General features: G+C 45.4%; 22 protein-coding genes. 11 read left to right on the top strand and 11 right to left on the bottom strand.

The genetic code is table 11. The annotated features are described in order from the left end of the window. Positions 1-11 precede the first annotated feature (11 nt). Positions 12-569, bottom strand: coding sequence for a CC0125/CC1285 family lipoprotein (locus ABEF84_RS14835; RefSeq protein WP_347453312.1), 558 nt, complete (start codon positions 567-569; stop codon positions 12-14). A gap of 46 nt (positions 570-615) precedes the next feature. Next, positions 616-1,155, bottom strand: coding sequence for a DUF924 family protein (locus ABEF84_RS14830; protein ID WP_347454626.1), 540 nt, complete (start codon positions 1,153-1,155; stop codon positions 616-618). A 210-nt stretch (positions 1,156-1,365) separates the two neighbouring features. Here ABEF84_RS14830 and gshA point away from each other — a divergent pair, with 210 nt between their 5' ends. Further along, a complete protein-coding gene (gshA, locus tag ABEF84_RS14825) occupies positions 1,366-2,943 on the top strand; it encodes a glutamate--cysteine ligase (RefSeq protein WP_347454627.1) in 1,578 nt (525 codons plus the stop codon). Between the two features lie 18 nt (positions 2,944-2,961). Next, positions 2,962-3,489: a disulfide bond formation protein B gene (locus ABEF84_RS14820; RefSeq protein WP_034584778.1), complete on the top strand. Its 528-nt coding sequence runs from the start codon at positions 2,962-2,964 to the stop codon at positions 3,487-3,489. Positions 3,490-3,523: 34 nt separating this feature from the next. Here the strand turns inward: ABEF84_RS14820 and ABEF84_RS14815 are convergent, their stop codons facing one another. Continuing rightward, a complete protein-coding gene (locus ABEF84_RS14815) occupies positions 3,524-4,828 on the bottom strand; it encodes an IS4 family transposase (RefSeq protein ID WP_347473656.1) in 1,305 nt (434 codons plus the stop codon). A gap of 105 nt (positions 4,829-4,933) precedes the next feature. Continuing rightward, a complete protein-coding gene (locus tag ABEF84_RS14810; RefSeq protein ID WP_034583666.1) occupies positions 4,934-6,265 on the bottom strand; it encodes a hypothetical protein in 1,332 nt (443 codons plus the stop codon). A 251-nt stretch (positions 6,266-6,516) separates the two neighbouring features. Between ABEF84_RS14810 and ABEF84_RS14805 the strand changes: the two genes are divergently transcribed. From ABEF84_RS14805 to urtE, 8 genes are all read left to right on the top strand, one after another. Further along, positions 6,517-7,110 (top strand): YqiA/YcfP family alpha/beta fold hydrolase, encoded by a 594-nt coding sequence (locus ABEF84_RS14805; RefSeq protein ID WP_034583624.1) that lies wholly within the window; start codon positions 6,517-6,519, stop codon positions 7,108-7,110. Between the two features lies 1 nt (position 7,111). After that, positions 7,112-8,992 (top strand): DNA topoisomerase IV subunit B, encoded by a 1,881-nt coding sequence (gene parE, locus ABEF84_RS14800; protein ID WP_034583626.1) that lies wholly within the window; start codon positions 7,112-7,114, stop codon positions 8,990-8,992. Beyond that, complete coding sequence (locus tag ABEF84_RS14795) at positions 8,992-9,546, top strand: DUF6714 family protein (RefSeq protein ID WP_052127877.1); 555 nt, start codon at positions 8,992-8,994, stop codon at positions 9,544-9,546. The genes parE and ABEF84_RS14795 overlap by 1 nt, the downstream gene beginning before the upstream one ends. 357 nt (positions 9,547-9,903) lie before the next feature. Next, on the top strand, positions 9,904-11,187 hold the full coding sequence (urtA, locus tag ABEF84_RS14790; protein WP_034583628.1) for an urea ABC transporter substrate-binding protein: 1,284 nt from the start codon (positions 9,904-9,906) through the stop codon (positions 11,185-11,187). 93 nt (positions 11,188-11,280) lie between these two features. Next, positions 11,281-12,918, top strand: coding sequence for an urea ABC transporter permease subunit UrtB (gene urtB, locus ABEF84_RS14785; protein ID WP_347473697.1), 1,638 nt, complete (start codon positions 11,281-11,283; stop codon positions 12,916-12,918). Positions 12,919-12,922: 4 nt separating this feature from the next. After that, complete coding sequence (gene urtC / locus ABEF84_RS14780; RefSeq protein WP_347453307.1) at positions 12,923-13,996, top strand: urea ABC transporter permease subunit UrtC; 1,074 nt, start codon at positions 12,923-12,925, stop codon at positions 13,994-13,996. Next, the gene (gene urtD, locus ABEF84_RS14775) at positions 13,993-14,811 is read left to right on the top strand and encodes an urea ABC transporter ATP-binding protein UrtD (protein ID WP_034583636.1); all 819 of its coding nucleotides are present in this window, start codon (positions 13,993-13,995) and stop codon (positions 14,809-14,811) included. The genes urtC and urtD overlap by 4 nt, the downstream gene beginning before the upstream one ends. A gap of 10 nt (positions 14,812-14,821) precedes the next feature. Further along, positions 14,822-15,520 (top strand): urea ABC transporter ATP-binding subunit UrtE, encoded by a 699-nt coding sequence (gene urtE / locus ABEF84_RS14770; RefSeq protein WP_034583638.1) that lies wholly within the window; start codon positions 14,822-14,824, stop codon positions 15,518-15,520. A gap of 44 nt (positions 15,521-15,564) precedes the next feature. On the opposite strand, the gene ABEF84_RS14765 is transcribed toward urtE, so the two are convergent. From ABEF84_RS14765 to ABEF84_RS14750, 4 genes are all read right to left on the bottom strand, one after another. Further along, positions 15,565-16,269, bottom strand: a complete 705-nt coding sequence (locus ABEF84_RS14765) for a phospholipase D family protein (RefSeq protein WP_347453306.1) — start codon at positions 16,267-16,269, stop codon at positions 15,565-15,567. Positions 16,270-16,344: 75 nt separating this feature from the next. Then, positions 16,345-16,851: an ureidoglycolate lyase gene (locus ABEF84_RS14760; protein WP_347453305.1), complete on the bottom strand. Its 507-nt coding sequence runs from the start codon at positions 16,849-16,851 to the stop codon at positions 16,345-16,347. Between the two features lie 108 nt (positions 16,852-16,959). Then, a complete protein-coding gene (gene alc, locus ABEF84_RS14755) occupies positions 16,960-17,967 on the bottom strand; it encodes an allantoicase (RefSeq protein WP_347453304.1) in 1,008 nt (335 codons plus the stop codon). Between the two features lie 84 nt (positions 17,968-18,051). Then, positions 18,052-19,014 carry an IS30-like element IS18 family transposase gene (locus tag ABEF84_RS14750; RefSeq protein ID WP_075174500.1) on the bottom strand — a complete coding sequence of 321 codons (963 nt, stop codon included), beginning with the start codon at positions 19,012-19,014 and terminating at the stop codon, positions 18,052-18,054. Positions 19,015-19,262: 248 nt separating this feature from the next. Here ABEF84_RS14750 and hpxO point away from each other — a divergent pair, with 248 nt between their 5' ends. Next, entirely contained in the window at positions 19,263-20,420 is a 1,158-nt protein-coding gene (gene hpxO, locus ABEF84_RS14745) for an FAD-dependent urate hydroxylase HpxO (protein WP_347456660.1), read from the top strand. 133 nt (positions 20,421-20,553) lie between these two features. Here hpxO and ABEF84_RS14740 read toward each other — a convergent pair whose 3' ends face one another. The 3 genes from ABEF84_RS14740 to ABEF84_RS14730 form a co-directional block, all read right to left on the bottom strand. Beyond that, positions 20,554-21,066, bottom strand: a complete 513-nt coding sequence (locus ABEF84_RS14740) for a GNAT family N-acetyltransferase (protein WP_034583644.1) — start codon at positions 21,064-21,066, stop codon at positions 20,554-20,556. A 75-nt stretch (positions 21,067-21,141) separates the two neighbouring features. Then, entirely contained in the window at positions 21,142-21,870 is a 729-nt protein-coding gene (locus ABEF84_RS14735; protein ID WP_034583647.1) for an outer membrane protein OmpK, read from the bottom strand. A 121-nt stretch (positions 21,871-21,991) separates the two neighbouring features. Then, positions 21,992-23,350, bottom strand: a complete 1,359-nt coding sequence (locus ABEF84_RS14730) for a nucleobase:cation symporter-2 family protein (protein WP_347473343.1) — start codon at positions 23,348-23,350, stop codon at positions 21,992-21,994. Positions 23,351-23,380: the final 30 nt, after the last annotated feature.

Below are 23,380 nucleotides of genomic sequence, written 5' to 3'. Positions count from 1 at the left end.
AAAGTCTCCTGTTATTTATTATTAGTCGTCGCTGGCTGTGGCTGTAGCATTTCACCGCTTGGACTCAGGCCATATTTTTGTCCCAGCGACTGCAGGATCAGCCGTGCATCAAAGGCATCCTGTGGCGCCTGTCCCTGTTTAAAGCATTCGATGGTATAGCCGACCTGTGCCGGTTCCACGGTCACGCGGTAGGGCATGTCATAGAATGGATCATACCAGCCATAGGGATGGCGGCGATAATAGCCATACGGATACGGTCTTGGGCTCGGATAGACAATCGCTTCACGTGGTGGCTGATGGGTTAAATTGCTGGGATCATCCTTGACCCGGAAGAACTGGAAGCCATTCTGCACGGTCGTTTGTGCAGCTTTGACCAAGGTAATTTCTTCAGCTGTACCAAAGCTCATATTTGGTCGTGCCTTAAAACTGATGCGATAAGTCTGGGCATTTAGCGGCGTGGTGGTGTACTGGCCGAGCTGGTCGAAGGTGAGTGGCTTGGATGGCGTTGTTGCACAACCCGAGAGCAGGGCGGAGCCTGCAAGGGCTAGGGCAATGATGGTCTTATTCATCTTGGTTCTCCTGATAGGTGATCCAGCTTTAGCAGCAGGTAAATATCTAGAAACTACTGTCCGGCTGGGTCAGGAAACTGAGTTCTTCCTCGGTCGATTCACGGCCCAGAATCTGGTTGCGATGCGGATAGCGTCCAAAACGGTCGATAATGATTTTATGCTTAATTTCATATTCGAGATTGGCTTGATTGCCGAGGCGCTGAAATAATTTCAGTGCAAATTCATGTATCAGCTTGGATTCACTGTGCATGAATGGCATATACAAAAAGGAACGCTGTTCCGGGCTCAATTGCTTGTCCAGATCTTGGCTGATGGCTTCTTGAGCCAGTGCCAGCGCCAGGCTGTCCTGGGCAAAAGCACGCGCTGTTCCCCGATAAATATTGCGTGAAAACTGATCCAGGACGATGATTTCTGCCAGACGGCCTTCCACCGATTTACGCCATGACCACAGTTCCGCCTGGCTGGCCTGCTGCAGAATTTCTGAAAATTTTTCAGTCAAACTTTGGTCGAACTGCTCGTTTTTGGCAAACCAGTTCGGCTGAGCCTCATCACTGAACCAGAAATTTAAAATATCTTCATAATTCATAATGTTTACAATTCATTAGCATTTATTTGTTAATAAAATCACAAATTTCACATGTCTTATAGAGGAAGTTTGTGTTAAAAAATTGCCGGATTAAAATCAACGGTTTGCCTGAAATCTAGGCGGGGTATAATGTGCAGCCCCCAAATCGCGTTATACTTGTATAAATCGATGATTTTATTTTAATAGTTTAGCCCATTAAGCGAGATTGTAATGAGTCAACCTGAATCGACTGCCCAAGCTGTATTGCCTTCTTGGGTAGATTCGTCGCTCATCCAAGGGATGCTACGCGGTATCGAGCGAGAAAGTCTGCGTATGCAAAGCAATGGCTTTCTGTCGCAAAGGCCGCATCCTCAAGCGCTCGGTTCAGCTCTGACCCATCCGCATATTACCACTGACTATTCTGAAGCTCTGATGGAGTTCATCACCCCCCCACAAGACACGATTCGGGGTGCGCTGAACTACCTGATGGATATCCACGCCGTGGTGAATCGCCAGCTGGAAGGTGAAGAAAAGCTTTGGCCGATGTCGATGCCATGCATGCTGGATAGCACAGATGACAATATTCCGTTAGCACAGTATGGCTCTTCTAATATCGGCCTGTTCAAGACCCTGTACCGCCATGGTCTGGGCGTGCGTTATGGCCGTCGTATGCAGACCATTTCCGGCGTGCATTACAATCTATCTTTCCCGGATCAATTGTTTGAAGCCTTGCAGGCCAATGAAACTGATGAAGCTTTAAAAAGCTTAAGCTTGCAGGATTACCGCAGCCATCGTTATATGGGCTTGATCCGGAACTTTATCCGTCTGACCCCATTGGTGATTTTTCTGATCGGTGCCAGTCCGGCGGTGTGTCAGTGCTTTATGACGGGTCGTGACCATCAGATGCTGCCATTGACGCGCGGAACTTTGTATACCCCGTATGCTACTGCGCTGCGTATGGGACGTTTTGGGTACCAGAATTCGGCACAAAAACAGCTCGGTATTCAATACAACAACTTGCATGACTATTTAGAGGGTCTGCAAAAGGCCGTCAAAACACCGTATAAACCGTTCACCCGTTTAGGCTTAGATGATGCTAATGGTGAGCCGATCCAGATCAATGACCATGTGCTGCAAATCGAAAATGAATACTATAGTCTGGTACGCCCGAAACAGGTACCGGAAGATGGAGAAACCCCCTCTCAGGCACTAGCGAATCGCGGCATTGGTTATGTTGAACTGCGTGCCGTAGATGTCAATCCATATAGCCCGATAGGGATCGATGAAAATACCGCTGGTTTCCTGGAAGTGGTAGCCCTGTATTGTTTATTACAGGATAGCCCAGCCCTGTTGCAGGATGAACAGGATGTGATTGACCAGAATCAGGCTGAAGTGGTGAACCGTGGCCGCGCTGCCAATGCAGCGATCTGGGAAAATGGCCAGAAATATCCAATTGAAGATTGGTGTGTGATCTATATGAAGCAGATGCAGCCACTGGCGGAACTGCTGGATGAGACTTATGGCACTGACCTGTATCGCAAAGCTATGCAAACCATGCAGATTCGGGTGGATGAAGTGGATACTACGCTGTCTGCATTGATTGTTGGCGATACCCGTACCCATGGGGGGATGTGGCATTTTGGCCAGATGCTGGCGCATCAGCATATTGAAGCTTATCAAGCACATCAGCTGAGCAAGAAAAAAGCAGCCTACTTTGCTGATTTAGCAGAAAAATCCTTGCAGAAGCAGCAAGAACTCGAGCAAGATAGCGGCATCAGCTTTACTGAATATCTTGCTCAATATCGATAATAAATAAGAGGGCCGACCATGAAATGGGGGTTTCGCTTCGTCAGTGGTGCGTTATTTGTCGCATCCGTGCTGGGGATGACATTTGCATTATATCTGGAACATGTACAAGGGCTTGAGCCTTGCCCGCTCTGTGTTTTCCAGCGGATTGGCCTGATTGGCCTGGGGATCATTTCGCTAATTGCTTTGCTGCATAATCCAAAATCCAATGCAGGCAAGCGTCTGTATGCATTTTTAGGTTCACTCAGCATTTTATGGTCTGCCGGTGTGGCAGCACGTCATGTCTGGCTGCAGAGCTTGCCACCAGATAAAGTGCCGAGCTGTGGTCCGGGACTGGATTACTGGCTGGAAACCTTGCCAATGAAATCGGTGCTGCAACAGGTGCTCACCGGTTCAGGTGAATGTGCCAAAGTGGACTGGACTTTCCTTGGGCAGTCATTGCCGGTCTGGTCATTGGTGTTCTTTAGCATTTTGCTCTTGGTCAGCTTGTGGCAGCTGTTCCGAAAATATCAGACCAAGCCGGTACAACGCTTAAGAGACAAATACTAAATAAAAAGGCCCTCGATTGAGTAATGCCAGTCAGTTAAGAGATTGACTGGCATTTTTTTGGGTATTTCTGTGGTTTCCCTTTCACAACTCGTGGGTAGTTTCTACTTCTTTTTTTCGGTAAAACATACCTTTTAGATTTTTCCATTAAACTTTCTAGATGTTTAGGCAAATTGCCTGCGGAAGCCAAAGAATCAAACTTCAATAGGTTAAGGATAGCAATAGAGGTAATATGAAAGCTCATTCTCAAAGGACTGACTTTTGCACGTTGAGCCATATATTTCATTTGTCTTCTTAGAACATTATAAGCAATCAAGACACCCCATAATTCTTGATAAATTAAGTCTGGCTGTTTGCTCCTTAAGTGCTTACCTTCCTGTAAATTGCTTTTAATTTCTCGGTAACACATTTCAATTTCCCAACGCTGAGCATATAACTTTGCCAAGGCTATAAGTGGGTATGTCTTTGAATCTAATAATGAAGTAATGTAACGTCTGATTTTTCCTGCCTGCTCAACTTCAATTAAACGTGCTTCCCAATAATCTCCTAAGGCTGGATTAAGTTTTTTAGCTCTTGTTGATATCGGCATTCTAATATGAAAGTCATGTTGCGAATTACGCTCCACAATCTCATACCGTAAATTATCTTTTGCACGCATAAGCCAATGACTTTCTTCTGCACGTTTTTGCCACCCGATGAGAAAATCTGCAGAGAAATAGGCTCGATCAAATAGGGTAATACTGTGTGAACAAGGAGATAATTGGCTTGCCAGTGTGAGTTCACCTTGATCCATACTGCCTATTTGAGCATCTATAATTTCATGGGTCGCGGTATTTACTAAGCAGGTTGCTCTCACTTGTGGATAAGGAGCATCAGCAGTTTTTCCTTTAGATGAACCAAAGTGTGCAAAATTCTCATCTGTATAAGGCATAGACCAAACAACACCATCAACAGCGCACACACTCAGACCGTGAAAGTTTGAGTATTGCTGCTGAGATTCTTCAAACCAGGCTTGGCTAAGTAAAGAAAATAGCGCATTTAAAGGTTCTGATCCTAAACGTTGTCGTGCTTGTACTACTGCGCTAGGAACACAATATTCTGTTGTACCAAATACAAGTTTTAGTTGTTCTACGACATATCCGATAGGTTGATTTCGAAATAAAGCGAGTCCAATGACAAGCCATACCACATGTTCAGCGGGTAACTTCCTTCTTCTAATTGATGCCTTACCTGTTTGATTCAGACTTTCCTCAATCCAGTTGAAATCAATAAATTCACTAAAATGGCTAAGTGAAGGTAAAGAATGTTGAAGGGTGCAATCTAAATTTTCAGATAAAGTCATAAAAAAAAATGAGCGTATTTACATACACTCATTTTTACTACATTTTACTAATATTTGCTTAACTGACTGGCATTACCTCGATTGAGGGCTTTTTTTACAGCTAAATCATGTGAGTGCAATACCTTCCACGCTTTCCAGATCCATCATATATTCATGGATTTGATGGAAGTCTTTGTCTTCATTGCTTGGATAGAACCAGCGTGCAATCTGCTCTGCGACCTGCGGATGACACTGTATTTCAAAGTGATTCAGGCCGTAGAAAATCGCTTTGTTGGCATCCGGAATTTTTAGCTGAAAACGCGGGTTAGGGTGTTCACCCAAGGCACTTTTTACACTGACCAGATAGTCTCCGATAACATTACGGGTGCGATTATGCCGGTTTTCATATTCGATGGTACCTGCGACAAAGTAAGCTTTGACATGTGAGGGAATAGGTGCTGGCTTACGGTTATCGTCCATCAGGCCAATGCGGACTTCATTATGCTCCCAGTCATCATCGCGAACACTACCATGCCTTAGGTCCAGAATACCGTTACTGCGGATATTCACCATATGTCCGATCATCTTGCCAAAAGGAAAACGTCCCAGTTTGTCCTGCAGACTAAAACCGAAACGCTCTAGTGCGGCGCCGTGGTGCGGGGAACCGAGGCAGACCAGATTTTCCACCATATGCACCCAGTCATAGACATGCTGTTTGCCATAGAACAAGGCACTGCGCGAGACCAGTCCACCCATGCTGTGTCCAATCAGGTCAATGCTGGTAATGCCGGGATTACGGGTGACTAAATCATTCAGGGTATGGGCCAGACTGCGGCCATTGGCCGAGATACGACGCCCAGTATTGTAGTTTAGGTACAGCATGGTGTTGTGGTCACGCTGCGCCAGCAATTTTTCCCCGATACCACTGTATTTGTTAGTAGACCAGCTCAGGTGATTCATACACAGACCATGCACAAACAGGGTTATTCGCCCGGTCAGTTCGCCTTGTTGTAAGGAGCCATAATGGTCATAGACCACCATCGGTAGTGCCATTGGGTTCTGATATTTCACCAGGTAGTCGCCAATGACCCCATTCATCACCCCAATCAGAAAATGCAGTGTTGGTGTTAAAGGCTTGTCATGCAAACGCGGGAATTTGGTAATGATGCCACGCAGGCTAGGAGCCACCAAGGTGTTCCCATAATGGAACAGCATGTCATAAGAATGTTGATACAAACGGACAATCGCAGGCAGGTTTTGTAGTTTTTCCGAATTTTTCTCACTCAGGCCAAAGAAGCTCAATAGCATATCCCGCTGGATAGTCTTGATCAGTTCTTGAGTCACCTCGCTGAATCGCATAGTCACAAGCTGAGCCAGACCCTCCAGTACATCTGCCTGGCTCGGTGGGGTACGGTCCCACTTACAGTAGGTTTCATGCAATGGCGTTAAGCTTGGCATCGGATCCTGTCCTTCATCAATCATGCGGACATCCAAAGTGATCTTTCTTTTTCAAGATGTTCGCGGTATAAATTCTTCTGAATTTCGATGTTTCTAATTATTCTGGGAATATTCTTAAAATACCGGGGAATACAGCACTGCACAGTGTTTTTTGTCAGACAATTCACCAAAAATGAATTAGATAAGCGTGATCCATATGTTACTTATAAAATAAATTTTGATCAGAATATAGGCGTTTTTGTTAATAAGCGATGAATGTCATCTATCTGCACGGCTTTAGAAGCAGTTCCGCGTCTATCAAGGGACAGCTGCTCAAAGATTACTGTGAAAAACATACTAAAGTTCAGGTGCATTTACCGGACCTGAACATGCCACCTGTGGATGCAATTCAGCGGGTGTCGCAGCTGATCGGGTCAATGAAAGACGTCGCACTGGTCGGCAGTAGCCTGGGCGGCTTTTATGCGACACATCTGGTCGCCAGGCATGCTGTACCGGCTGTACTGATCAATCCCGCCATGCGACCATGGCAGCTGTTCCGGGAACTGTTCGATGATGAACTGCCATTGCAGGTACATCCGAACTGGTGCCTGGATGAGGCAGATCTTGAGCAGCTTGAGGCCTTGGCGCTGCCAACTGCACAAGATGCAGACAAAATACTGGTGCTGCTGCAACAAGGCGATGAAGTTTTGGATTATCGTGAAGCACATCGCTATTATAGTGCTGCTCGTCCCCCGGCGATGCTGATGACTGAGGCCAATGGCAATCACGGGATGGATGATTTTGCGGAGAAGATTCCGCTGGTCTTACAGTTTTTATTGGACTGCATAAAAAAGGAAACCGAATAACGTGTCTCAATATACGGCTCAATCTCTTGAAGTTCTGTCTGGTCTGGACCCGGTCCGTCGTCGTCCGGGCATGTATACCGATACCACTCGTCCGAACCATCTGGCGCAGGAAGTGATTGATAATGCTGTAGATGAGGCACTGGCGGGCTATGCCAACAAGATTACCGTGACGGTGCATAAAGATGGCTCATTGTCGGTAGAAGATAATGGCCGTGGTATGCCGGTGGACATTCACCCGGAATATGGCCAGAGCGGGATCGAAATTATCCTGACCAAGCTGCATGCGGGCGGTAAGTTCAGTACCGATAATTACCAGTTCTCAGGCGGTCTGCACGGGGTGGGGATCTCCGTGGTCAACGCGCTGTCGAGCCGGGTTGAAGTGGCCGTGCAGCGTCAGGGTAACCTGTACAAAATGGCCTTTGAAAATGGTGAGCCAACAGGTCCTTTAGAAGTCCTTGAAGGCAAGGCACCCAAACGCGCGACTGGGACAACTGTACAGTTCTGGCCGGAAGCTAAATATTTTGATTCACCGAAGTTTGCACTAAAAGCACTGAAACATAACCTGAAAGCCAAAGCCGTTCTGGCAGCGGGTCTAGAGATCAACTACGTTGACCTGATCAATGATGAAAAGATTACCTGGCAGTTTGAAAACGGCTTGGTGGATTACTTGATGGATGAGCTGGAAGACCGAGAAATCATTCCAGCACCAGCCTTTGTTGCCACAGGGGATGCCGAACGTGCCAGCGCGGAATTCGCGATTTGCTGGAATGTGGAAGGCGGCGAAAGCATCCAGGAATCCTATGTTAACCTGATTCCAACCGCGCAGGGCGGTACTCATGTGAATGGCTTGCGTTCTGGTGTGACCGATGCGATGCGTGAGTTCTGTGAGCTGCGTAACCTTTTGCCACGCAACATGAAACTGTCTGCCGAAGATGTCTGGGATGGGGTGAACTATATCCTGTCGTTGAAATTCCAGGAGCCGCAGTTCTCTGGTCAAACCAAAGAGCGTTTATCCAGCCGTGAAGCCGCGGGCATCGTGCAGAATATTGCCAAAGATGCTTTTGCACTGTGGCTGAACCAGAATTCTGATATCGCCATGCAGTTGGCAGAGATGGCGATTTCCAAAGCCGGTCGCCGTCTGAAAGCCGCAAAAAAAGTTGAACGTAAGAAAATTGTGGCGGGTCCAACCCTGCCAGGCAAATTGTCTGACTGTGTCGGACATGATCTGGATCAGTCTGAACTGTTTATCGTGGAAGGAGATTCTGCGGGTGGCTCTGCCAAGCAGGCCCGTGACAAGAACTTCCAGGCCATCATGCCGATTCGCGGAAAGATCTTGAATACTTGGGAAGTGGCATCTGATGAAGTCCTAGCCTCTCAGGAAGTGCATAACATCGCGATTGCGATCGGGGTTGATCCAGGCTCGGATGACCTGTCTGAATTGCGTTATGGCAAGATCTGCATCCTCGCTGATGCGGATTCGGATGGTCTGCATATCGCAACTTTGCTCTGTGCTCTGTTCGTGAAACATTTCCCGGCACTGGTCGAAGAAGGGCACTTGTTTGTGGCGATGCCACCACTATTCCGTATTGATGACAATAAAGATGTCTACTATGCGCTGGATGAGGATGAGCTGGAAAGTATCCTGAAAAAATGCAAAACCAAGAATCCACAAATCACCCGATTCAAAGGACTGGGTGAGATGAATGCCAGCCAGTTACGTGAAACTACCCTGGATCCAAATACGCGCCGTTTGGTACAGCTGGATCTGGATGATACCCAGCATACGGCTAATCTGTTAGATAAGTTACTGGCGAAGAAACGTGCCAGTGACCGTAAGGACTGGCTGGAACAGAAAGGTAATCTGGCGGATATCGTGGTGTAATGAAAACCTATCCTTCACCGGAAGATATTCAAGAGATGAAACAGCGTGGCTATGATCTTGCGACCATAGCCGATGCTGAAGAAACCCTCTGTTTATGGCAGGCGATGAAGGATATTCAAATGCAGATCGAAACCGCATTTGCCAATGTCCGCTTAGGTGATGGCATTGGCTTATGGGAAGCACAAGGCATTGATGATTATAAATCTTTAGCAGAGCGTGGTGCTTTACGTGAGAAGGATGAAAAATCCAACTGGTCGAATATTTCTGCTCAAGATTTAAATGATTGTCATAGCAGCCTGGGATTTTTTGATGCTCAAGGTATGCGTTTCCATTTGCCGGCATTTTTGATTACTGATCTACAAGGGAAATATCGGTTTAATCTGGCTGGTCGGTTATGCAAAATGAATGATGAATTGCATCAGTTTCATCTGTTAAATAAAGCACAACGAGAAGTGGTTAAGGCTTATCTGAATTGGGCTGCTTCCGATCCAGATGATGAATTGCAACGTGATTCAATTTTCACAACATTACAAAAAGGATATTGGTCTCATTAGGTTAGATTCTTTGTCATATCTTTTAACCCGCAACTGCGGGATTTTTTATGCTTTAAATTGGTGCTGGTCATAAAAACCGCAATGCACCATTGCTGAGCAGGGTAGAAAAATAGAATATTTTGAGTTTGAACGCCATTTTCAGAATGTCCTGTTTATGAGTCTTCGAAAAGCCCTGCGATATAGATCACCGTTGATCTTCGGTATGATATTTTGTCATACCAATAATACTGTTTGTCTAACAGTTTGAACATCTTGTTGTTTTATTTTCTTCAGTTTGGCACAGAAATTGAATTGTTCTCTCGAGATTTAAAAATGCATTCACCGAAATGCCTGACAAAAGTTTGGAGAAAACAAAAGATGTTCCAACAAAATGTATTGACTAAAACTATTTTAGCCGCAACCGTGGCAGGGGCTGTTGTATTAACCGGATGTTCAAAACCTGCAGAAAAGGCAGAAGCTCCGGCAGCAGAAACTAAAACAACTGAAACTAGTGGTGAAACGATTAAAGTTGGTATCCTGCACTCTTTGTCAGGCACCATGGCCATTTCTGAAACATCATTGAAAGATACTGCACTGATGGCAATCAATGAGATCAATGCCAACGGTGGTGTGTTGGGTAAAAAATTAGAACCAGTGGTGGTAGATCCGGCATCTGACTGGCCACTGTTTGCTGAAAAAGCACGTCAGTTGATCACTCAAGATAAAGTCGCGGTTATTTTTGGTTGCTGGACTTCTGTTTCACGTAAATCAGTATTGCCAGTGGTAGAAGAACTGAATGGTCTGCTGTTCTATCCGGTTCAATATGAAGGTCAGGAACAGTCTAAAAACATTTTCTACACCGGTGCTGCGCCTAACCAACAAGCGATTCCTGCAGTGGAATACCTGATGAGTGAAGAAGGTGGTAAAGCAGAACGTTTCGTGCTGCTGGGTACCGATTATGTTTACCCACGTACCACTAACAAGATTCTGCGTGCTTTCCTGAAGTCTAAAGGCGTTGCTGATGCAGACATTATGGAAGAGTACACACCATTCGGTCATAGTAACTATCAAACCATCGTGAGTAATGTGAAGAAATTTGCTGCAGGTAAGAAAACTGCGGTGATTTCGACTATCAATGGTGACTCAAATGTTCCGTTCTACCGTGAACTGGGCAACCAGGGCATCAAAGCTTCTGATATTCCAGTAATGGCATTCTCAGTGGGTGAAGAAGAACTGCGTGGTATTGATACCAAACCATTGGTAGGTCACCTGGCAGCGTGGAACTACTTCATGTCTGTGAAGAATCCAACCAATACCGAATTCACTGGAAAAATGAAGCAGTACGCAGTTGATTTTAAACTGCCAAATGCCGACAAGTTTGTGACCAATGACCCAATGGAAGCGACTTACGTGGGGATCAACATGTGGAAACAGGCGGTTGAAAAAGCCGGTTCTACCGATGTTGATAAAGTTCGTGAAGCGATGGCAGGTCAAACTTTCAATGCACCATCAGGCTATCAGTTACAAATGGATGCCAGCAACCATCATTTACACAAGCCTGTGATGATTGGTCAGATCCGTGCGGATGGTCAGTTCGACGTAGTTTATAAGACACCTAAAACCATCCAGGCTGAGCCTTGGAGCCCATACATTCCTAAATAAGGTGATATCTGGCCTGCTGCTTCGGCAGCGGGCTTTTTTTGATTTTTTCCTTTTCCAAACGGTAAAAGTTCTACATTTATAGGGGGGACAGCCATGTTCACTCGCCTAAAATTCGCCGCTATTTTGCTGATCATGAGTCAGTGTTTTTTATTCAATAGCGCTTATGCGGATACTCAAATTACAGAAAACCCCGCAACAGTTCAGCCTGCAGCCACAGGCGATGCGATTCAGCAGTTTGTCAGCGGGGATTTTGTCAAGCGTCGTGCCTTGCTGAATCAATGGCCAGCCAGTATCGAATTGCTGGATCAGCTGGCAGAGTATGTTGCCAATGACCAGCTGTATAGTGACAGTGTTGGCAACACTTATATTCTGGAAGCAGAAGATCAACTGCTGAGTTATCCAGATCTGGCACTGGTTGAGACCTGGCCATCTGATCTGTCACAGGTGACTTTGGTGAATACCTTGAATAAGGCTTTAACCTTTGCTCAGGCACAAAAGAAATTAAAATCTGAAGAAGCATCACAGCGTCTAGAAGCGATTGATATTTTAGAAAATAACTTATCTGAACTGGATATAAAAAGTATCAATCAGCTCTATTTGGCTGAAAAAAATAACAGCGTTAAAGCACGTATTGCTCAGCTGAAAGCACGTCTGGACTACACATCGGATGATGTGCTGGTCAAAATCCAGGCTGCTCAAGTGCTGAAAGAATCCAACCGTCCCGATGTGCTGGCCATGATTGAAAGTGAACTGGCACAACCGAATCTGCATGCTGATTTAAAAGCGGCACTGCTGGATGCCAAGGGCAGTATCAAGACCCGTATTCAGGCCAGTGAGTGGACTGGGCACGTATTCTCAGGATTAAGTACAGCCAGCATTTTGCTGCTGGCGGCACTGGGACTGGCGATCACCTATGGTCTGCTTGGTGTGATTAATATGGCGCATGGCGAGCTGATTATGATTGGTGCATACACCACCTATGTGGTGCAAAGCCTGTTTAAATCTTATCTGGGCAGCTATGTGGACTGGTACCTGATTGCGGCGATTCCGGCAGCCTTTCTGGTCAGTGCGCTGATTGGCATGCTGATCGAGCGTACCGTGATTCGTCCGCTGTATGGCCGTCAACTGGAAACATTGCTAGCGACTTTCGGGGTCAGTCTGATTCTGATGCAAGTGGTGCGGATGATCTTTGGTGCGCAAAACGTTGAAGTTTCCAATATTTCCTGGCTCTCCGGAGGGATTTCCCTCACACCAAGCCTGATGCTGCCATATAACCGCATTGCGATTATTGTCTTTACTGTAGCTGTACTTCTGCTGCTGGTTTATCTGCTGAGTAAAACACGTTTTGGCCTGTTTGTTCGTGCCGTAACTCAAAACCGTCAGATGGCACGTGCAGTGGGGATTCGTTCTAGCCGTATCGATATGATGGCCTTTGGTCTGGGTTCCGGCTTGGCTGGGCTGGCTGGCTGTGCATTGGCGCAGGTGGGTAATGTCGGCCCCGACCTTGGCCAAAACTACATTATTGATGCCTTCCTGGTGGTGGTTGTCGGCGGTGTAGGACAGGTTTGGGGTGCGGTACTGGCTGCACTGGGCTTGGGCGTCAGCGGCACGGTACTGGAAATCGGTATGGGTGCGGTACTGGCCAAAATTATTCTTCTGGTTCTTGTGATTTTGTTTATTCAAAAGCGTCCACAAGGTTTGTTTGCCATCAAGGGACGATTTGTGGAGTAAGCCTATGAAAATCACATCATTACTTTCCGATAAACCATATAGCGCTGTTGCAATTGCGGTGTGCTTTGCAATCCTGCTGATTTTGCCTTGGTTGCATTTGTTACCTGCCGATTCAGCACTGCACTTATCCGCTTACTGGGTGACCCTGATTGGCAAAATCATGTGTCTGGCGCTGGTAGCGTTGGCCCTTGATCTGGTCTGGGGTTATGCAGGGATTCTCAGTCTCGGACATGGCCTGTACTTTGCCCTTGGCGGTTATGCTTTTGGTATGTACCTGATGCGCCAGTCTGCAGGTGATGGTCTGCCTGACTTTATGCGTTTCTTAAGCTGGACCGAGCTGCCTTGGTTCTGGGTGGGGACTAACCATTTCTGGTGGGCAATGCTATTGGTTGTGTTAGCACCGGGCCTAGTTGCTTTCATATTTGGTTTCTTTGCTTTCCGTTCCAAGATCAAAGGGGTGTATTTCTCGATTATTACCCAGGCGATGACCTTTGCTGCTGCGCTGCTGTTCTTCCGGAATGAAACCGGCTTTGGTGGCAATAACGGTTTTACCGGTTTTAAAACCATTCTTGGCATGGATATCACCTCTGCACCAATGCGTGCCAGCCTGTGCTTTATTACAGCATTGGTTCTATTGTTGTGCTTTATCGGCTTACGCAACCTGATGAACAAGCCTTATGGTCGTGTACTCGGTGCCATTCGTGACAGTGAAAACCGTCTGCAATATCTCGGTTACCGTACGCTGTGGTACAAGTTGTCCGCCTGGGTGCTCTCTGCGGTGATTGCCGGGATTGCCGGTGCATTGTATGTCCCACAAGCCGGGATTATTAATCCGAGTGAAATGAATCCGGTGAATTCGATTGAGATGGCGGTCTGGGTGGCGGCTGGTGGCCGTGGTACTTTGATCGGTCCGATCCTCGGCGCTGGCTTGATTAATGCCGTGAAGACCTATTTCACGGTGGCCTATCCGGAAGCCTGGTTACTGATTTTAGGTGCGTTATTTATTGTGGTGACCCTGTTCCTGCCGAAAGGCGTGATTGGCATCTTTGACCGTTTTAAAAAGGAGCGTAGCGAATGAGCGAGATTCTACAACCTCATGGTGGCCATGCTTCTGAAGGCTATGGCCGTCCAAAAGAACACGGTGCAGACTTTAGCCACGGTATTGCACTTTACCTGGAAAAAGTCAGTGTCTGGTTTGATGCTTTCCGTGCCTTGAATGACCTGTCACTATACATCGAAGAAGGTGAGCTGCGCTGCATCATTGGTCCAAATGGTGCCGGTAAAACCACCCTGATGGATGTGATTACCGGTAAAACCCGTCCAACCGAAGGTTCAGCATTCTTTGGTCAGACCTATGACCTGTCGAAAATGAGCACCGAAGAAATTGCTGAAGCTGGGATTGGACGTAAATTCCAGAAACCGACGGTCTTTGAAAACTTCACCGTGATGGAAAATCTGCTCCTGGCAGCGCCGAAAGACAAACGGGTAAAAAAGAGTTTCTTTAGCAAGCTGGATCCGGATGCACAAAATGCGCTGGATGAAACGCTGCAACAGATCCGTTTACAGGAATTTATTAACAAGCCTGCAGGCTTGCTGTCACATGGTCAGAAGCAGTGGCTGGAAATCGGCATGTTGCTGATGCAACGTCCCAAGCTGATTCTGCTGGATGAACCCGTGGCAGGCATGACCGATGCTGAAACTGAGCGTACTGCGGAGCTGTGTCTGGAACTGAAAAAGAACCATACCCTAGTCGTGGTAGAGCACGACATGAGCTTTATTGACACCATTAGTGAAAAAGTCACGGTACTAGCACAAGGGGCGATTTTGGCAGAAGGCACATTGGCAGAAGTTCAGGCCAATGAAGAAGTCATTGAAAAATATTTAGGGCGTTAAGGAGACCGCAATGTTAGAAGTCAAAGACGTCAATCAGTTTTATGGTGGCAGTCATATTCTGCGTGATGTGTCCTTTACTGCACCGATCGGTGAATGCTCGGTTGTTCTGGGGCGAAATGGCGTCGGTAAAACTACCTTGTTGAAATGTCTGATGGGGATTCTGCCGATTAAATCCGGGCAGATTTTGCTGAATGGCAAGGATATTTCCAAGCTTAGTCCAGAACAGCGCGTGCGTGAAGGTCTGGCCTATGTACCACAAGGCCGGGATATTTTTTCGACCTTAACTGTAGAAGAAAATATCCTGATCGGCATGGCCAAATTTAAAGGCGCCAAAACCCGTAAAGTGCCGGAGCATCTCTATGAAATTTTTCCAGTGCTGGATGAAATGAAGCATCGCCGTGGCGGGGATTTATCCGGTGGTCAGCAACAGCAGTTGGCGATTGCCCGAGCACTGGCTTCTGAACCGAGTGTCCTGATTCTGGATGAACCAACTGAAGGTATTCAACCATCCATTATTAAAGATATTGGCCGAGTGATTCGTAAACTAGCCGATGGCGGTGAGATGGCGATTGTACTGGTTGAGCAGTTCTATGACTTTGCTGAAGAGCTGGCAGACAGTTATACCGTGATGGCACGTGGGCAGGTGGTGGCACAAGGTGCGGGGAGTGAAATGCCAGAGAAGGGGATTCGGGAGCTGGTGGCGATTTGATGTTTCAAGAAGCCTCCCTTTGAAAAAGGGAGGTTTGGAGGGATTTAGATCTCTGTATTTTCATTCCAAAGGAAATAGCCACCATATTGGCTTGATCTAAACTCACCGCCAATCGCCTTACCTTGATCGGTTAGAAAATGCTTGCCATTTTCATTCAATTTTAAAAATCCTTTTTCAGTTAATTTATCCAGTAAATCTGCTGTTTTGAGTTTGTATTTTGCTGCAAGTTTAGAAGTGGTGAGCTTAGAAAAATTATTATTTTCTTCATCTGCTTCAACCTCTTTGGAAGATGAATCTGTTTTGACCTCATCTAAACTAATTCGCACTTCCTCACTAATACGGATAATCCGTTGAGCTTCTTCATAGGCATCTTTAAATACCTCGTTATCTTCATATTTACGAACGAGGATACCCATTTCATTATTATTCACTTGGCTAAATTCATATAAATTTAAGCTCGAAATAATGCACTCAGATTCATTCATATAGCATTTGGCATGTAAGTTTTTACAAAAGCTTAAACGGACATAATCGAGTTTTTGCATCCATTTAATTTCATCAGGGTGCAAATCACTTTTGCCATACACAATGCGAATATCAATTTTCAGGCGATCTTTATCTTCAAGTAACTCTTTAATTCGATCATTTAGTCTGAGAAATGGACTGATTAAAATTAATCGTTCTTTGGCATTTTTAATCAGTTCTTCAAGGAAAAAATTGGTTGCACTGGTATTGAGGAATTTTGCCATAGGTTACTCTAATCATTGTTATTTTGACTTCGATGTTAACTGATTATTTTAAACAGGTTAAGTCTTGAACAAGGATTAAAGCGTACCTTCAATACGGATCATTTCTGGGAACTGATACACATCACAGTTATGTCCAGTACCAATCCGATCCACCACGGCAAAATCACTCGGGGCTTCCAAGGTGAGTAGTGGGTGGTGCCAGGTGCCTGCACGGTAATTTACCCCTTGAGTCCCATCACTGATAAAAGCGCAAAGCTGGGATAAATCAGGTGTATCTGCATCCAGACCCGGTGCAACCACGATGAGAAACTTCTGACCCTGCATTGGAATAAAGGCCTGTGAACCATTCGGATGGCGTTCCAGCATCGAGATCTCAAACGGCACTCGGGTGCTTTTAATGTTCCGAAAAATACTGATACCGGCTTTGGCATCACCGATAATTTCAGTGGTCACAAGGGCATGATAGCGCTCGGTATGTGCATCATTGATATGAAAAAAGTCATTGCCCTGACAGCTAATCACTTCGCCAAAAGGGGCAAAATTTTCTGCGGTGAGTTTTTGAATTTTAACGTGTTGTTTCATTCTATTTCTAAGTAGTCAGTTTATCTAAAAAGAAGCATCAGTCGAAAAACTTAAACCGTCATACGACTGAGCCAACAATCGTCATCTTGTGGAGAGAGATGACATAAACTAGTTTGTGGTTTTACCCCACAAGCGGATACGGCTAATGCCGCCATCTGGAATCATGTTCACACGGATATGTGAGATTTTCTCATGTGCCAGAACCTCATTGATAAAGCTATGCACATGATCCATCTGCATAGGCTGAGCTTCTAACAGGAGCGGCCAGAACATGCTTTGTGGAATCAGTTGCGGATCCGTTGCATCTTCGACATACACTGCCTGAATCGACACTTCAGCAGGGTAGTTGCCTTTAAAGTGTGCAGTATCAATATCAATTTTTTCGATTTTTCCAGCTTGTCCTAATGCCAGAATACACCAGTCAAAACCTGGCGCACGGCGACGTGCAGTTTCCCAGCCATCGCCCATATTGACGCCACGACCCGGGTTAATCAGGTTACGTGGATGACCAAAGTGCGCATCACTATAGGCAATCACACGGCCGCCATTTTCCAGCGCGAGCAAGTCTAATATTTCATTGCTATTTTTCAACTGGATTTGTACTTCACCATAAACACGCAGACGTGCCACACCGCCATCCGGGTAGATATTTAAACGCACATGGGTATAGGTCGCGTCTGAATCCGCGTCAAAAATATGATGCTGACTTGGTCCTAATATACTATTTGGTAAAATTTGGTGCCATTCCGCCTGATCCAGGTTTCCATCTGGTGCATAACAGGCTTCCACTGCAGCAGAGGCTGGGTAGTTGCCGCTAAAGAAAGTGGTATCGATATCCAGTGCACGGATTTTTCCAGCCACACCGAGTTTAACAATAGCCCAGTCATAACCGGCATGACGCTTGCGACGGGTTTCCCAACCGTCCATCCATTTGCCATGATCATCAAATTTATCTTCAACAAATATTGGTGCTGCAAATTGCAGCATGCGTTGTGCTTCAGCAAAGAATTCATCTGAGCATTGCAGTACTTTTGCACCAATACGTTCATCTGCAAGATTAGTAAGTTGCTGTAATTGTGCAGGGATTTCAAAAGCTGGTGCAAATAGAGTCGCCATATTGATCTTCCATTTTAAATTCATTCATCTGTGATTCTTTTCAGGCTGTAAACAGCCACTTGCCTGGTTTTTTCTCCGGCGGATTCAAGCGGCAAGTGCAACAGTATAAAAACCAGCCATAACTTCACTCGGTGTATACCAACCTAGCGTTTTTCTAGGACGATGGTTGAGTGCAAATTCTATCTGCTCTATTTGTTCGTTTGACACGTCATCAAACGATGATGATTTTGGCAGATATTGACGGATTAAACCATTCGTATTTTCATTTCTAGCTCGCTGAATAGACTTGTAAGGATCAGCAAAATACGTCTCTATCCCGGCATCAGTAATTCTTTTGTGTTCGGAAAATTCTTTACCATTATCAAATGTCACACTATAAGCATGGCTCATTCGTAAACGATCTAACGCACAAGTAATCGTTTGAGAGGATGCTCTCGTTGATCCTAAATGAACAATATGTACATACAGGCTCTTTCGATCAACAAGGGTTAATAAAGCACCTTTATGATGTTTACCAATCACCGTGTCACCTTCGAAATCTCCTAAACGTTGTCGTTGATCAATGACCTGGTCTCGACAGTGAATACTTGTTTTATCAATGATTTGCCCCCTACGATCCGTGTTTTTGTAACCTCGTTTTCGATATTTCTTCTGATGCCTTAAGTGTAGATGGAGTTTACCGCCTTTTGATTTATCTTGATAAATGTACTGGTAAATCCACTCATGTGAAGGTACATCCAGCCAACCGCGTTGTGTTAAAGCACCTGAAATTTGTTCTGGTGACCAGTCCAAGCCAATTAAATAATCAATATAGGCGAAGGCAAATGCTGTCATTGATGAGGAAGGACGGTACCGTCTTTGACTTGCAAATTTAGCTGCCTGTTGAGCCCTATATCCACGTTGCCCAGTATTTCTTTTTAATTCACGGTAGATGGTTGATCGTGAACGCCCTAACTCCCGAGCAAGGTTAGCGATTGAGCTTTTACTTTTCAAAGTAGCATAAATTTCGTATCTTTCATCTTGAGAAAGTTGGGTGTATTTCTTCATTGTGTGCTTTCCAATTGCGAGTTGAAAAAGTCTAATGATTCTATGAATACACCTAACTTTTTCAACTAACTACAAATGTGTCGCACTTGGGATTTGAATCTGCGTCCCCAAAACAAGGCATTAGTTCCAAAAAATAATGCACAGCATGTGCCAACTTGAGTGCAATTAACTGGCAAGCCTGAGGAAATGGCACAGTTTTCGCTTTGTCTCCTCCAGATGGATCAAGATGAAAAAACATAGGGGGAACAATGAACATCACCATTATTGGCGCCGGGATGGCAGGCTTAACCACAGGCATTGCATTAAAAAAGTTTGGTCATCAGGTCAGCATTTATGAGCAGGCCGAACAGATTCTGCCGGTAGGTGCCGCTATTTCTTTATGGTCCAATGGGGTGAAATGCCTGAATTATCTGGGCCTGACTGAACATGTGGCTAAACTGGGTGGGCAGATGGACAATCTGGCTTATGTGGATGGTTTAACTGGTGATGTGATGACCCAGTTCAGTCTATATCCGCTGATTGAAGAAGTCGGGCAGCGTCCTTATCCGGTATCGCGTGCCGAACTGCAAAATATGCTAATGGATGCATTCGGTCGTGAAGATATTCATCTGGGCAAAAAGATGGTTGCACTAGTAGATGATGGTCAGCAGGTAACCGTTCGATTTGCCGATGGTTCAGAAGTGCAAACAGAGCTTCTTGTGGGGGCGGATGGTACGCATTCTATGACCCGTGCTTATGTTTTGGGTGAAAAGGTTGAACGCCGTTATGCCGGTTATGTGAATTGGAACGGTCTGGTGGAAATTTCTCCTGATCTGGCTCCAGCGGATCAATGGACCACTTTTGTCGGTGAGGGCAAACGTGCTTCCTTGATGCCAGTGGCGGATCACCGTTTCTATTTCTTCTTTGATGTGCCACTACCAGCGGGTCTGGAAAATGACCGCAGTCAGTACAAAGTTTTATTAAAAGAATACTTTAAAGGCTGGTGTCCTCAGGTGCAGCACCTGATTGATGCAATTGATGAGCAGCGTACCAACCGTGTAGAAATTCATGACATTGAGCCATTTACCGATTTCTACAAAGGTAACGTCGTAATTGTGGGTGATGCAGCCCACAGTACTACACCGGATATTGGGCAAGGCGGCTGTCAGGCGATGGAAGATGCGATTTATTTAGCTCGTGCCCTGCAAATTAATACACTGGGCTTGCAGGATTCTCTACGCCGTTACCAAAACAAGCGTAATGAACGAGCCAATGAACTGGTATTGCGTGCACGTAAACGCTGTGATGTCACCCATATGAAGGATGAAGAAGTCACCTTGGCTTGGTATGAAGAATTGCGCCGCGAGAAAGGTCCTCATATCATGAAAGGGATTATCAGCAATATTATTGGCAATCCATTGGACTAAAACTTGCATGAAATTTCATGAGAAAAAATACATAAAATAATAACAGTAGCGATTTATCAGCAGGGGGCTTCTAGGAGCCCTTTATTTTTTCTTGCGAATTTAATTTAAAGATCCTTCAAACAATGGATTCAATTTAAGGTTGATCCAGATTAAGTTGCATTAACACTAGATCACGCCACTGACCAAATTTCTCTCCCACTTGTGGCATATAGCCGGTTTGTACAAAATCCAGTTTTTGGTGCAGATGAATTGAAGCTGTATTTTCTGAATCAATCGCAGCCACCATGACATGCATACCCTGATTTTTGGCAATGTCAATCAAGCGTAACAACAATTGTTTTCCTAGCCCTTGCCCAGTGTAGTCTGGATGTAAAAAGATCGAGTGCTCAACCGTTTTATAAAAGCCCTGAATGCTACGGAACTGATCATAATTGGCATAGCCTATGACTTTCCCACTAGATTGATCTTCAACGACCAGTAGAGGGAACTGATGTTTTTGCAGATGCTGGAACCAGTTTTGAAACTCAGCCATGGTGTGAGTAGTATAGTTCCAGGTGGCTGTCCCGCCACGGATTTCCTGATTATAGATTTCACCAATACGTTCTAGGTCTTCTACTGTTGCTGGACGGATCAGGAATTGATTCATGGGACATACCTGCTGATCAATTTTTTCAAAGAATAAAAAAGCAGAACCGAAGTTCTGCTCTTAAGATACCATCTCTTAGAAGTGATACTTCACAAGGGCACTGACATCGTGTTGGTCTAGATCTTTAAAGCCATATTTATTGTGCCAAACAGAGTGTTCAACACCAACATATAGTTTGGTTTCAGGAGAAATGTGCTTACCAACATTCCATTTATATTGGCTTGTCCAGTTTAATTCACTTGCGTGATTAGGTTCATCTTCAGCTGTTGACCAGTCCAGGAAGGCATCTGCTAAGAATTCTTCACCACCAATTTTAAATGGCACAGCATAAGTAATGGTCATTTGATAATCATCTTTAGTATTATCATTTACAGCCTTATAGAAATTAATATTTGCATAGCTTGTATATGGGATATCTAATGCAAATCCAATACCATATAGGTAGTTATTGAAGTTTGAACCGCCTTCCCAAGTAGTGGAAATTAATACATCTTTAATTGGACCTACTTCAAGTTTTTGACCAGTTACAGCACCTAAGCTTAAACGTGGTGAAACCTCGAAATAAGTTTCATTGCCTGCATCGGTGTGGCTACGATCAGCAAAAGCAAAGAAATCACCATATTTAAGACCTGCTGCATATTCAGCAGTAATGGTTGTTTGGTGGTTATCTTCACCTTGGAATGGATATGCATAGTTTTCACCATACAAACCAGTCAGGCTAAAGTCTTGCCAGATTGGTGCTGCCTGCGTAAAAGCTGCAGCAGAAGCAAGTGCGCCAAGCGCTACGATTTGTTTAAGTTTCATTTAAAGTTCTCCCCCAAGAAAGCAGATAAAGCATACAGATTAATGGGTAAAAATAAAGTTAAAATTTAACAGCTGGTCGAAATTTATATGCAATTTTCCGACCAGCTTTCATGAAAATGAATTAGTGGTGTGAATCCACAACCTGTTCGGCAGGAGCCAATGCTTTACTCTTAAACAGATTGAGATGGTTGAATAAGAGGTTCAGCACGATCGCCATTAAACAGGTAGAACTGATACCAGAATGGAACAGGGTTTGTACCCATTTCGGGAAATCGGCATAGAAACTATGATCAATAATCGGCACCATGCCCGCAGCAATTGAGGTGGCAACAATGATCAGGTTCTTTTGGTCGTTATAGTCAATTTTCGCCAAGGTGCGGATACCACTGGCTGCCACGGTTCCAAAAAGTACCAACCCTGCACCACCGAGTACTGGTACCGGGATTGAGGCAATTAAACGCCCCATAATTGGTAATAAGCCCAATATCACCAGAATGACGCCACCGGCAGTTACTACAAAGCGACTTTTCACGCCAGTGATCGCGACCAAGCCCACATTCTGCGCAAAAGCACTTTGCATAAAGGAGCCAAAAATGGGTGCTGCTGCACTAGATAACATATCGGCACGCAGACCATCGGAAATACGTTGTGCATCCATTTTAGTGCCTACAATTTCCCCGACAGCAATAATGTCTGCCGTGGTTTCGGTCATGATGACTAAAGTCACGATCAGCATGGAAAGAATAGTTGTCAGTTCAAAGGCCGGCATGCCAAAAGCAAAGAAGCTCGGGAACTGCAACCATGCACCATCAGCTACTTTAGAAAAATCGCCAAAGCCCAGCAAAGCAGCAAAAATAGTTCCGAGTACAATCGATAGCAAAATGGATAAACGACGGATCGCTGCATTGCGAGACAGATTGAGCAGAATTACAATCGCTAGGGTCATCAGCGCCAGACCGATATTTTCTGCGCTGCCCCAGGTTTCTGCATTTTTATTGCCACCCATCATCCAGCGTACAGCGACTGGCAATAGTGACAGACCAATAATGGTAATTACACAACCGGTGACTACCGGAGGGAAGAAACGGATAATCTTGGAAAAATATGGTGCCAGGAAGAAGCCAATCAGGCCAGAAACAATGACTGCACCATAAACTGCCTGCAAGCCTCCTCCAGTCGTCACAATCGCGACCATGGTGGCAACGCCGGCAAAAGAAACGCCTTGCACTAGCGGTAGCCGGGCGCCGACATATTTTACTCCGACGGTTTGTAGAATAGTCGCCAGACCACCGACAAATAGCGCCGCAGCAATCAGCAGGCCAATTTCCATACCGCTTAAGCCCGCAGCAGTACCGACAATGAGTGGTGGGGCAATAATGCCGCCATACATGGTCAGGACATGCTGCAAGCCATAAGCAGCACTTTTGCCTGCCCCTAAAAACTCATGTTCGGGTGAGACCACTTTTTCTTGTTCTGACATATAAAATCCCTCTTTTTCTAAATCATGTGT

Origin of the sequence: Acinetobacter sp. ANC 7912, from assembly GCF_039862785.1 — a bacterium.
Classification (GTDB): domain Bacteria; phylum Pseudomonadota; class Gammaproteobacteria; order Pseudomonadales; family Moraxellaceae; genus Acinetobacter; species Acinetobacter thermotolerans.
The sequence above is the reverse complement of the archived record's forward strand: the minus strand, read 5'-3'. Positions and strand labels throughout refer to the sequence as shown.